The sequence below is a fragment of the Mesorhizobium wenxiniae genome (assembly GCF_002284535.1).
Taxonomy (GTDB): Bacteria; Pseudomonadota; Alphaproteobacteria; order Rhizobiales; family Rhizobiaceae; genus Mesorhizobium; species Mesorhizobium wenxiniae.
The window spans coordinates 203,989-216,228 of sequence record NZ_NPKH01000035.1 but is presented as its reverse complement, the minus strand read 5'-3'; the positions used below and the strand labels follow the sequence as shown (position 1 = coordinate 216,228).

General features: G+C 58.8%; 9 protein-coding genes and 1 pseudogene. 2 read left to right on the top strand and 8 right to left on the bottom strand.

What is annotated here, in order from left to right; translation table 11 throughout:
• Positions 1-24 precede the first annotated feature (24 nt).
• A complete protein-coding gene (locus CIT31_RS28375; protein WP_029354874.1) occupies positions 25-711 on the bottom strand; it encodes a response regulator in 687 nt (228 codons plus the stop codon).
• A 309-nt stretch (positions 712-1,020) separates the two neighbouring features.
• On the opposite strand from CIT31_RS28375, the gene CIT31_RS33940 reads away from it, so the two are divergent.
• Positions 1,021-1,305: a hypothetical protein gene (locus CIT31_RS33940; protein WP_126089914.1), complete on the top strand. Its 285-nt coding sequence runs from the start codon at positions 1,021-1,023 to the stop codon at positions 1,303-1,305.
• 1,084 nt (positions 1,306-2,389) lie between these two features.
• Here the strand turns inward: CIT31_RS33940 and tdh are convergent.
• The 7 genes and pseudogenes from tdh to CIT31_RS28330 form a co-directional block, all read right to left on the bottom strand.
• Positions 2,390-3,423, bottom strand: a pseudogene (gene tdh, locus CIT31_RS28365) (L-threonine 3-dehydrogenase).
• A 65-nt stretch (positions 3,424-3,488) separates the two neighbouring features.
• The gene (locus CIT31_RS28360) at positions 3,489-4,583 is read right to left on the bottom strand and encodes an adenosine kinase (RefSeq protein WP_245316490.1); all 1,095 of its coding nucleotides are present in this window, start codon (positions 4,581-4,583) and stop codon (positions 3,489-3,491) included.
• A gap of 19 nt (positions 4,584-4,602) precedes the next feature.
• Positions 4,603-5,778 (bottom strand): methionine adenosyltransferase, encoded by a 1,176-nt coding sequence (metK, locus tag CIT31_RS28355; RefSeq protein ID WP_063169265.1) that lies wholly within the window; start codon positions 5,776-5,778, stop codon positions 4,603-4,605.
• Positions 5,779-5,835: 57 nt separating this feature from the next.
• A complete protein-coding gene (locus CIT31_RS28350) occupies positions 5,836-7,173 on the bottom strand; it encodes a serine hydroxymethyltransferase (protein WP_091595829.1) in 1,338 nt (445 codons plus the stop codon).
• A 37-nt stretch (positions 7,174-7,210) separates the two neighbouring features.
• Positions 7,211-7,555, bottom strand: a complete 345-nt coding sequence (locus CIT31_RS28345) for a helix-turn-helix domain-containing protein (RefSeq protein WP_091595831.1) — start codon at positions 7,553-7,555, stop codon at positions 7,211-7,213.
• A gap of 1,051 nt (positions 7,556-8,606) precedes the next feature.
• Positions 8,607-10,544 carry an HrpF/NolX family T3SS translocon protein gene (locus CIT31_RS28335; RefSeq protein WP_091595835.1) on the bottom strand — a complete coding sequence of 646 codons (1,938 nt, stop codon included), beginning with the start codon at positions 10,542-10,544 and terminating at the stop codon, positions 8,607-8,609.
• Between the two features lie 301 nt (positions 10,545-10,845).
• Positions 10,846-11,544: a secretin N-terminal domain-containing protein gene (locus CIT31_RS28330; protein ID WP_091595837.1), complete on the bottom strand. Its 699-nt coding sequence runs from the start codon at positions 11,542-11,544 to the stop codon at positions 10,846-10,848.
• A 186-nt stretch (positions 11,545-11,730) separates the two neighbouring features.
• Between CIT31_RS28330 and CIT31_RS28325 the strand changes: the two genes are divergently transcribed.
• On the top strand, positions 11,731-12,240 hold the full coding sequence (locus CIT31_RS28325; RefSeq protein ID WP_095521281.1) for a nodulation protein NolB: 510 nt from the start codon (positions 11,731-11,733) through the stop codon (positions 12,238-12,240).

Here is a 12,240-nt window from a genome sequence, read left to right as displayed (position 1 = left end):
TAGATCTTCTTTCGATTCGACAAACTATGCGGATGACGCGTCAGTCAATTCTAGAATGTAGCCAATGCCACGGATGGTCTTGATCCGTGGCGTTGCACCTGATCTGGTCAGATGTCCACGTAAACGATAGATTCCGACTTCAAGCGCGTTGGCAGACACGTCGTCGTTGAACGAATAGAGGTGATCTTCCAACTGCGCACGGGGCACGATGCGGCCTGCCCGGTTAAGCAGATGCTCTAGAATACAGAGTTCGCGACGTGCGATCATCATTGGGTGCCCAGCAACGAAAACCTGCCGGGCGACCGGATCGAAGTTGAGATTGCCAAATACGAGCCTCAGGTCGGTCATCTGTGACGCCCGGCGCAGAATGGCTCTCATTCTGGCGATAAGCTCATCGGTAGAGACGGGTTTGAGCAGAAAGTCGTCCGCACCACCGTTGAAGATCGCAATTCGCTTATCGAGATCGTTAAGGCTGCTCATAATGACGGCAGGAACTGAATGCCCGTGGGTCCTCAACTGCCTCAGCCAACCCAAGCCATCGCCATCTGGCAGAGCCAATTCCAGCAGGAGAATTTCATAGCTGGCGCAAGAAAATGCACTCGAGGCCAGTTCCAGAGTACCAACGACATCAACGACGAAGCCGCCATCCCCGAGCGCAAGTCGCATGGCGCGCGCAAGATCCGCATGATGATCCACGAGCAGCGTTCGCATTTCATCTCCTATCGAAGAGAGACGCGTCACCGGCGGCCATCTGATCGGAGCACACGGCGCGCAACTCGTCGCATCTCTCGGAACAGGTCCGAGTTGGAGGGACATGCAAGTCGCTCGGTGGCAATAGGCGCGGGTGAGGACCAACTGACGGGCTCAAATACGCCGGTCGGCGAACCCACGACGCCAGCAACCCGCGTGCGATTTCTCGTTGCATCATCTCTCCTACGTGCAGCCCCTGCGCTCGCAAGGCAGCGTCGCGGCCCAGAGCCCGATTCCCACAGAGGGTAGGGTTAGCTTTCGAGAAACTGATTGAACAAATCGATTATTTGGATCGAATGCATCCACGGTATGGATGCAGCGCCGCATCTTCAACGACTGCGGCTTCCTGATGGATTGTTGTGTCTGTCGTGCTATGCTATTTTCGCTGTCCTTCAAGGCTGGCGAGTCTGGTGGAACCTGCGCGTCATTGGCTGTGGTAGCTTGATGCTCAAAAATGGAGCGCCCCGCGGAAAGCCGCTCTCAGATTTCCAAAAAGCCTTGCTGGTCCAAAAGAGCACTTCGCGTCTCGACACCAAAATGGGCGAGGAAAACTGACGTCTGACAGGGATGTGTATGCAACAGCCGATTTGCGGCACCAGGAAACGACCGCGTTCAGGCTGGAGATCGACGACCAACGGCTCCTCGATTTCCGGATTCAGGCCACGACGATCGACCGCTTTCCAAGCTCTTCCTGTGCGGGCGGATGCCGGCAAACAGCAGCACAGGGTCAGGGAAACCGCGAGCGGGCCTGCTTGATCGCCATGATCACATTGCCGCTGTTGCGCGTGCGGACCGGAATGCATTCGGTCCAGCCGGTGGCAATTTCGGTCAGCACCATCGTCTGCACGAAGCTCCCCGACCAAGACGTGCCCGAATGCGCTCAACAAAGCCGGGCGGCGGATCTTTCCAATCGCCGAAGGTGCGGGCTTGCACCGAGCGGCGAACTGCCGAACTCATTCCTGCCCGGCGGCGCTGGCCGCCGCGAGCGACGATGCGGACCTCAGCCGCTCCGAAGCCTCCCACAACACGATGAGCGCCTCGCGGACATCGCTGCCGTAACAGCGGCTGCGGCTCTTGCCCGCAGACGGCCTCTGCTCACGACGGTTCATAAGACGGATCGCGCGCGCTTGCGATAATAGCCGATTACCGCCCCGAACTCATTCAGAATGCGCCGCTTGTCAACGCCGCGATAACGCTCCACGATCGCCGCTTCAGTTCCGACCGTGTCGCCATGCTGAGCCGCGCCATACTTCCCCCGAACCGGAATGGCACGACCTGTCCAATGCGGCTCGTTGCCTTCCTTAATTCGCTGACCGGAAAGGTACCGGAAGTCGTCTAACGCATCTTACCCGCTGAAACGGCGGCAACACCTCGACCTCAATCGCAGATCTTAGGAAATAGACGATCGCGTGGGGGCCTGTGAGCATCCGTTCACCGGGTTTCCGTCATCGGCTGAGGCGAATTGCCACCATCGACCGTTATCGGATGGGCCGCGATACGTCGCCGTATCATGATTAGGGGGCGCACCTAGCGGAGCCATAGCTCTCCACCCAGCCATGTTCCCCTCGTTGGAAGATGTCCGGCGGACCAGAGGGGTGCTGTCCCGTCAGCTTTTCCTGAAGAGCGGCCAAGGCAATCCCTACCAATCCATCACCACCTTCCCCGAATTGCCGCTCTTCATCGCCTCGAAACCGTCGAGGTAGTCATCGACCCCGATGCGGTGTGTGATCAGGCCCGATACGTCGAGAGGACCCTGCACCAGCGCGATCATCTTGTACCAGGTCTCGAACATCTCGCGGCCGTAGATCCCTTGAGATGCAGCATCTTGAAGATGACCTTGTTCCAGTCGATCTCGAAGCCGGTCGGCGCAATGCCCAGAATGGCGATCTTGCCGCCATTGTTCATGGTATCGATCATGTCGCGGAAGGCGGGGGCTGCGCCCGACATTTCGAGGCCGACGTCAAACCCCTCGGTCATGCCGAGCGCCGGCATGACGTCGCGCAGCTTTTCCTTCGAGGCGTCGACGACATGCTGGACGCCGAGCTTTTTCGCCAGTGCCAGCCGCACCGGGTTGATGTCAGTGATGACCACTTTGCGCGCACCGACGCATTGGGCGACGAGCGCGCCCATGATGCCGATCGGCCCGGCGCCAGTCACCAGCACGTCCTCGCCGACCAGATCGAAGGACAGTGCGGTGTGAACGGCATTGCCCAAGGGATCGAAGATTGCGGCGATCTCGTCGGGCACATCGTCGGGAATCGGCACGACATTGTGCTGCGGGATCGCCAGATACTCGCCGAAGGCGCCCGGCCGGTTGACGCCGACGCCGAGTGTGTTGCGGCACAGATGCCCTCGCCCGGCGCGACAGTTGCGGCAATGGCCGCAGACGATGTGGCCTTCGCCCGATACACGCTGGCCGACCTTGTATTCGGTGACCGCTGCGCCGAAATCGGCAACGGTGCCGACGAATTCATGGCCCGTCACCATCGGCACCGGCACCGTCTTCTGCGCCCACTGGTCCCAATTGTAGATGTGCACGTCGGTGCCGCAGATCGCCGTCTTCTTGATCTTGATCAGCACGTCGTTGGGGCCGATTTCCGGCACCGGCACCTCTTCCATCCAGATGCCCGGTTCGGCCTTGGCCTTCACAAGCGCCTTCATCATGTTCGACATCAGGATTTCCCTATTCCGTGATTGCGCTTCTGGCGAGATAGCCTGCACAACGGGAAGGTAGGCCACTAACTCGTTTGAACGTCCGGAATGGTCAGCCCCGCCTGCTCGGCCTCGCGGCGCAAATTCTGACGGGGCCTGGGGCCGATCTGCTGGATCACCAATCCGGCTGCCAGTGAGCCAAGGTCGCCGCAGGTCTGCAAGTCACGGCCTTGCGTGTAGCCATGCAGGAAGCCGGCGGCATAGAGATCGCCGGCGCCCGTCGTGTCGATCAGCTCCTTGATGGCGGTCGCCTTGATCACCACGGTCTCGTCGCCGCGCACGATCACCGAGCCTTTTTCCGATCGGGTCACGGCGGCGATGCGGCAATCCTTGCGAATCTGCGCCAGCGCTTCGTCGAACGACGCCGTCTGGTAAAGCGATTTGATCTCGTGGCTGTTGGCAAAGACGATGTCGACGGTACCCGAACGCATCAGCTCGAGGAACTCGTCGCGGTAGCGGTCGACGCAGAACGAATCCGACAGGGTCATCGACACTTCGCGGCCTGCCGCGTGCGCCAGCATCGCCGTCTGGCGGATTGCTTCCTTGGCGCGCGGCGGATCCCACAGATAGCCTTCGAAATAGGTGACCTTGGCGCCAGAGGCCTTGTCCGCCTCGACATCCTCAGGCCCGAGCTCGACGCAGGCGCCGAGATAGGTGTTCATCGAGCGCTCGCCGTCGGGCGTGACGAAGATCATCGAGCGCGCCGTCGGCGGTTCACCCTTGAGCGGCGTGGTGTCGAAGGCGACGCCTTGCGCATGGATGTCGTGGGCGTAGATTTCGCCCAGCGCATCGTTGGAGACCTTGCCGAAGAAGGCGGCGCGGCCGCCAAAGCTGGCGACGCCGGCCGCCGTGTTGCCGGCGCTGCCGCCGGAGGCCTCGATCGCCGGACCCATGCGGCTGTAGAGCAGCTCGGCGCGCCTTGTGTCGATGAGGTTCATCGCTCCCTTGATGATGCCGTTGGTCTCGAGGAATGCCTCGTCGCACTGGGCGATGATGTCGACAATGGCATTACCGATGCAGAGCACGTCATAATCCGCATCAAAATCTCCGCCAAAAACCCGAGCCGGCTTCTTGCCATGCCGGCCGGGCGTGGTCTCGCGAGTTGAAATGGGTTGCCGCATGCGCTTGATCCAGCCGCCCTCACGCAGCTGCCGGTCCTGCTTCACGCAGCAAATCGTCAGCTTTGTCCGTCTTCTCCCAGGTGAACTCAGGCTCTTCACGCCCGAAGTGTCCGTATGTCGCCGTCTTGCGGTATATCGGGCGTAAGAGATCAAGCATCTTGATGATGCCTTTCGGTCGGAGATTGAAAACCTCGAGAACAAGGCGCTCGATCCTTTTTTCCTCGATCCTTGCGGTTCCGAAAGTATTGACCATGACAGAAACCGGACTGGCCACGCCGATCGCGTAGGCAAGCTGAACCTCGCAGACCTCCGCAAGGCCGCTGGCAACGATGTTCTTCGCGACATACCGGGCGGCATAGGCCGCCGAGCGGTCAACCTTGGATGGGTCCTTGCCCGAAAAGGCACCGCCGCCGTGACGCCCGGTCCCACCGTAGGAATCGACGATGATCTTCCGTCCTGTGAGGCCGCAGTCGCCGGCAGGCCCACCGACCACGAACCGCCCTGTTGGGTTGACCAGAAATCTGATCCCCGAAGTATCCAGGTGGGCCGGCAGGACCGGTTTTATGATCTCCTCAATGACGCCTTCGCGTACCGTGGCTTGTGAGACCGCTTCGTCATGCTGCGTCGACAGGACTATGGTATCCAGCGCCACCGGGCGGAGCCCTTCGTAGCGTACGGACACTTGAGATTTCACGTCCGGACGCAGCCAGCCAAGCTGTCCCGCTTTCCGGACCTCGGCCTGTCTTTTCGTCAAATGGTGAGCGAGTTGGATCGGCAGGGGCATCAATGTATCCGTCTCGTTGCATGCGAATCCAAACATGATGCCCTGATCCCCTGCCCCCTGCCCGAGATCCTGCCCTCGTCCTTCATCAACGCCCTGGCTTATGTCGGGCGACTGCTCGGTGAGGGCCAGAACGACGGCGCAACGTCGACCATCAAAGCCAATCGCATCATCGTCGTAGCCAATATCGAGTATCGTATCGCGGGCGACTTGGCTGTAATCGATGTGGGCATGGCTGGTGATCTCGCCAGCCACAACGACCATCCCCGTCTTCACCAACACTTCACAGGCGACGCGCGCCTTCGGATCGGTGCGCAGGACCGCATCGAGAATGGCATCGGAGATGTTGTCTGCCATCTTATCGGGGTGTCCCGCGCCGACGGATTCGGAAGAGAACACGAACTGCCTGGTCATAAAAATGCCCTCGCTTCAAGTGCTGGAGTTAGTGAGGAGTTTCTGGATTGGGGTGGCTTATCGGTCGGGGATGCCGGGAACATCGAACGCAGTGCAGAAGTCGGCAACGTCTCTTCGTACGCTCGCATGAACTTCCTGGTCATCGGGCTGGCGGCAGACCGAGTCGATGAAAGCGGCGATCTGCACCATCTCCGTTTCGCGCATGCCCATGGACGTCACCGCTGGTGTCCCTAAGCGGATGCCGCTTGTCAGCGCCGGATGCCGCCGGTCGCCCGGGACCATATTGAAATTCGCAATGATGCCTGCACGCGATAAGCGCTCCGCATAGGCTTTGCCTGACAGCGGCCGGTCCCGAAGATCAAGGATCAGCATGTGATTGTCAGTGCCCCCGGTGACGAGTTCATAACCTCGCTCCAGAAGCGCCTGGGCCAGAGCCTTGGCGTTGTGGACGATCTGCTGACCGTAGACACGAAAGGACGAGTTCGCTGCTTCCTGCAAAGCGACGGCAAGCGCGGCGATAGTATTCATATGCGGTCCGCCTTGCAGAAGAGGGAACACGGCGCGGTCTATACGTTTGGCCAGATTGTGTTTGCTCTTCGGATGATGGAGGGGCTGATAACGGTCTTCATTCCTTGATAAAATGAAGCCACCCCGGGGACCGCGGATCGACTTGTGAGAGGTGCTGGTGACCACATCGCAATGGGGCACGGGGTTCGGATGCACTCCTGCGACAACCAGGCCGCTGATGTGGGCGATGTCAGCCACCAGATACGAGTTCACCTCCGAAGCAATTTCGGCCATTGCCGCGTAGTCAAAAATACGCGGATAAGCAGTTCCGCCGACCCAAATTAGCTTCGGGCGTTCCCGCTTGGCGGTCTCGCGCAAGTGGTCATAGTCAATTTGCTGTGTCTTTTCGTGCAGCCTGTACGGGACGCGCTGATAATCGCTGCCGGAAAAATTGACGGACCAACCGTGAGTCAGATGGCCGCCTTCGGGTAAAGGCAAGCCCATCACTTTGTCACGGGGGCTCAAAAGCGCGCGATAGACAGCCTGGTTGGCTGGCGAGCCTGAATAAGGCTGGACGTTGGCGTGTTCACTGCCAAATAGCGCTTTCAGGCGCTCGATCGCGAGGGTCTCAAGCTCATCGACGATCTCGTTTCCGGCGTAGTAGCGCGCACCGGGGTATCCCTCGGCATACTTGTTGGTGAAAATCGACCCGGTCGCTTCCAACACCGCCGAGGAGGCAAAGTTCTCGGAGGCGATCAGTTTGAGAGTTGTCCGCTCCTGGCGCTCCTGTCTTAGAAGCAGTTCGCGAACGCGGGAGTCGACGGCGGCTAAGTGAGGCCGCCCGTAAGTGTCGGGCTGCGCGATGGCGCCGCCGGCGGAGTTATCCATGGTAGTCGCGCTCCATTTGGACTGATCTATTTCACGATCAAGCAGGCGGTCCCTTCAACCGCGCGTCTTGTATTGCTTCCAGGCGTTGTAGGTCTCTTTTATGATGACCATCATCGTGGGGCAGGAGATCGACCACCAATTGAGCCAGCCCGCCATCCTTGCCTCCTGCTTGCATATGGTACGAAGACTGCGGACGTTGTTCGTTGCAGCAAAGAAAGTTGGCTCTGACCAGCCGCCGGACGTGGCGTCGAACCTGCTCGCGAGGCAGACTGGTAATATCGGCCAGCTCGCCGACGGTTAGATCCGCATGCGCGCAAAGGCCCAGGATTCGAAGGCGATCAAGATGCGCTGCCGTCCTTACGCGATTTACCAGTGTCAACATTGGTTGGCATCAACCCGGACGGGATGCAGCAAGCCGCTAGCCCTTCTATCCCCATCAATCCGCATGAGATCTCTTCTTGTCATTTGCTGTAAATCCGCTGGTATGGATGCTAATGGAAGATGGATCACAGTCCTTTCTACGACTAAGACGCCAGATATTGGGGCTAATGTACCACCTGACAGGAGACTACGCTCACGAACATTATGTGAATTTTTTTTAACGTTGCTGAGAATCAAGGGTGAGGTTTGGCGAATGTCTCGCCGTCGACTGTCGAATCCTGCCCGACGGGATTATGGGGTGCGTAGCCTGCTTGTCCTTTCCACATGACCAGCGACGATGGGGCGAAGGCGGCAGACATAGCTCTGGAGCATGCTGCGGTGTCTTTGGCCTGAAGCCGAGGAAGGCGGACCGTGGCTTCCGCGCCGCTGCCGGGAGCCCCCGAACAGGCCAAGTGGATCAGCCGGGTGTTGCCGTCATAGAGCGTGAGACCCAAAGCTGGCCAGCCGCGCCCTGAGGCTGACGCACCGCTCAGCGTCCACCTTGCTCTCGAAGCCCATCGGCATAGCGCCGATAACGACTTGACCGCGTGCGTGTCGACGAGCGATCGGTGAGCGCAAGGATCGAGGGTGCAGTGCAGGATAATGCTGTTTTAGCGCTGTTTTCAGCCGACTGCCTTGAGCGTGGGCACAAGGATATAGGCCGCAGGAGATCATCGTCTGGCTGTTCGGGAGGCCGCCCTGGGCGCGCGACAGCCGTTCCTTCGGCTGCGCCAGCTCCGCCACCATCCGCGCCGTGCCTTCCGGAGACCATTCCCGCTGCCGGCCGGCGCCCGTGAAAACCTCGACCCGGCGCACCGGCTCGAGATGGCTGGGCTCAGCGTAACTCTGAAGTCGTCATATACCGAAGCCTTCACAGACTTCGGACATCTCCCTCACAGTCCGATCAAGATGGCGTCAGGAACACCGCTTGCGTTGATGCGGATGAACCCCTGCTTGTGCCACAATGACCCTTATCTCAGCGCGCGAGCCAAAGCTTCCGCGCAAGGCGACGGCTAGGATAAGGCAATGCCGACGAAGGGCACATTGCTTGCCACACTCTGGAATGATGGCATGCTCGGAAGGCCTAGGTTTTGCTCAGGGCCGCCTGCAAGGCGCGCTTGGAGGTTATTCACATAGCCTTCTGCGTAGTCCTGCGCCGTCGAGACCGAAAGATCAATGCCTGCCGCCAAGGCCTCTTCCATCAGGTGCTTTACGAGCCCATTTCGAATGGCCAGCTTGACCTCGGGGCCTGCGATAAGGCCGATCGCCTGCGCGGCCATATTGAGGCCAGCTTCCTCCAGCGCTCGCTTCATATCGCCTCCGTTAATGGCCGTACGCAGGAGATTGGCTGCTTGCGACTCAGCCTCGAGAACCATCGAGGCAAGATCGGCTACTTGTCCGAGGCCCGGAATGAAGCTGAGCAGTCCCACCGCCGTTGCCGCCAAGTCGAGCACTTTCGTCTCGATTTTGAGCACGGAGTCGACGACGTGCATGACGGCCCCGCCGTTCTTTTTGGCTGACTTAATGTCAGGCTGGTCCATCAGGCCCATCTTCATGTCCGCGACGGCATTCTGCTCTTCTGCGGTTTGGGCGCCGTGGGTGATTGGCTGCTGAACGTTGCGGTTCGCAGACGACATGTTTGTGCAAAAATGGGCAAAGTCTTTTTTGCTGATATTGCCGGAATCAACCGTATGCCCGCCGCCAAAGTCGAAGAATTTATGATGGGTCTTATAGCCCGTGATCGAATTGTTCAGGAGGCCAAACAAAAGAGGATCTGAAAGGAGCTGAGAGGCTGCTTCCCGCACTTTCGGATCAAGGCTCTTGTCGTCTTTCATTTTCGCCAGTTTGTCGCGAGTCAGAACACCGCTTCCAAAGAACGTGTCCTGATGGTCCTTGATCATCTCGACCGTATTCAGCTCAGTTTGCGTGAGGCTCATCGACGATGAGGCGACTTGCAGGAAATCCTCTTTGTGCATCTTCCCTTTCGAGCCACCGCACAACTGGTTCCAAGCATCGGGGTGATCGAGGAAATATTGCGCCGCCGCAATGACCTGGGGCGGAAATTTGCCGTTTTTCGATTCGCCGCCGACCATTTTCTTGAACTCATCCAGACTCAGGTCCTTGGACAGATTTTCGGAGTACCGGTAAAACTCCCGCAAGGCATCGCTCAAGGTCATGACCGAAGGCTGCAAACCTCCGCTGCCGTCGGATGGTATGTAGTTCTGCTCGTAGCTTTGCGCTTGGGCTTCCTGAAATGCAGCAACTTGTGGGTGGTGGTTTGAAAATCCGGCCAAGTCCTTGGCGTTGATCTTGCCTCCACAGCGGCCGTCGCCCTGCGAGCCAATCGCATAAAAAAGTCCCGAATCCTGCTGCAGTCCCTTGATCGCCGCTTTCAGATCCGGTGGCGTAGAGGGATCATTGGCTTTCTCGGTCAACGACTTCCAACTAAGCGGGCATTGGTCCTTGTGACGGTTGAGTACCGCAACAATCTGCAACTCAGCCGTGGTCAGCGACCCACCGTTCCACGTGATTCCGGGGCTCGGCCTGGGAGCCGGCTCGATCTTCGGGGTGACGCGGAGCAGATGTTGGGCTTCAGTCGCCTTGGAGCGTTGCGATTGGTCCTCCTTGAGAGCCGCCCTCATATGTGGCGGCAGCAGATCCAGTGGGTGTTGCTCCAAGCCCTTCAATGTCGATTCGACATCCGGTGCCAGATGGCCCAAAGGGTCCTGCCGCAATTTATCCATTGTCGAATCAAGATTCGACGTTGGCAGATCCCCTTGCGCGAAAGAGCCGGGCTTGTTTGCCAGCACACAAGTGGACAGCATCGCTTCGAAGCACGATGCACTTTGCTGATGCTGGGTCGCAAAATGGGAAACTTTCAGGCCCGGCCAACCCCTTGCGGACTGTAGCGAATTTGAGCGGTAGAAAGTTGAAAGATTGCTGGCCGACATTGTGCATCCTCAGACGTGACGTTGAAATCCCCACAAGAGACCCCGACAGAAGATCCCTTGCGTTTCACAAAATTCGACAATTCCAAGCGTCGGCAGGTCACGAATGCGCCTGCCCTGCCTTCAATTGCTGTGTTCCGGGCCGGCTCCAAGGTTCGGTCCAACACAATGGCCGGAGTCACCGCGAGAGCTGCCGGGACTCATCATGAGCGGATTAGCTTTCGAGAAACTGACGAGTTTGCGAAGAGTTCACAAAGGGGTAGCCGCAGTCATGTTCTTCAGAGCTGCGGCAAATCCTCAATGTTCATTTCTTGCCCAGCTCAGGCTTCCCGCCAACGCTATCCTGTTGTGGGATGTCAGAAGAATAAGAAGCATCCGGTCGTCCGTCGCGAACGACCGTAGTGGAGGAGCCGCGAAACAAGATCAGCACTGATTCCTTTGGCGTGGCCGCTATGTGAGTCTGCGCCTGCGCCTCCGCCACCAAGCCGTTAAAGGTCTGCTCCACGAGTGCGACGAAGCGCGGTGGACCGGAAACGAAGACGAGGCCATTGCCTGGCACGGGTTTGACTACATAGCGCTCGTCGGAGATATCAAGCTTGTCGAGAGCCCCCTTGAACGCATCGAAGCGAATCGACGTCATCAAAAGCATTCGAGTTTGCGATTCTTGTGCAGCAGACACATAGAGCACAAGGCCGTCATAGTACCATTGGAGACCGTAAAGGTTCGTCAAGCGGTCGAGGAACGCGCGCGGTGGCAAATCAGGCATACGTCCGCGAATTCGCCCCTTCACCGCAGGACTGATGTTGACCCTGATATTCAGGTTGTTGCCGAATTCCTGCAACGCTGCAGCGAGTTCCTGATCCAGAACCGTGTATCTATAGGGTGTCGCCGGAAGGGACAGCGGGACTGCGTGCGCCGGGTGAATCCCGGTGGACAGAAAAAACCCGGCACAGAGAAGTCTCAAAACATGCAGGGTGACGGGTTGGATAAGCGTTCTCGGCATGTCGCACTGATAAACCAAACGCTGAAATCATCACAAGTGACTAAATTGCCGAAGAGATTTTAGATGTCGAAATGACGCCGCCGTTAGTCAGCTTGTTGTCAGCTTGCCCCCCTAGGAGTGTTGCGCCGACACCGGGTGATGAATGGGCGGGGCTCGCCCGGTCAGAGAGAGCAACCGAGTCCTTACATGATGATGCCTGTCACGTCGATCTCTGCCACTCTAACGGCTGGCCTCCCCAGGGTCGGATCACCGTCGATTGTCGAGCAGGCCCAGTTTGAGCGCGCCTTAGGGCATGCAGCCGACTCGCTGAAAAACGATGCCGCCGCGGGGCCAGCGAGTGCGGCGCCAGTTGCTGCGGCGATGGATGTTCAGCGCGCGGCTGCGCCGACGAGCGGCATGGGCGATCGCGTGTTGCAGACGATTTCCTCCCTATATCCACACAACACTGTTTCCTTCCCCGCGCTCGACCATGACATAGCCCTTTCGAAGGGCGCTCTACCGGGACCGGCGCAGAAGCTTCCCGTCGCAGGTGAGGCGGGAACCGGAATCTCGGGCATTCCTCAACAAGGGCAAGACTTCGAAACGATGATGGCTGGTCTTCGGGATGTTTACAACGGCGTCACCCAGGTGGCGCTTATCTCCAAAGGCGTCAGCGGCATCACATCATCCGTGAATAAACTTTTGAAGGAAGGCTGA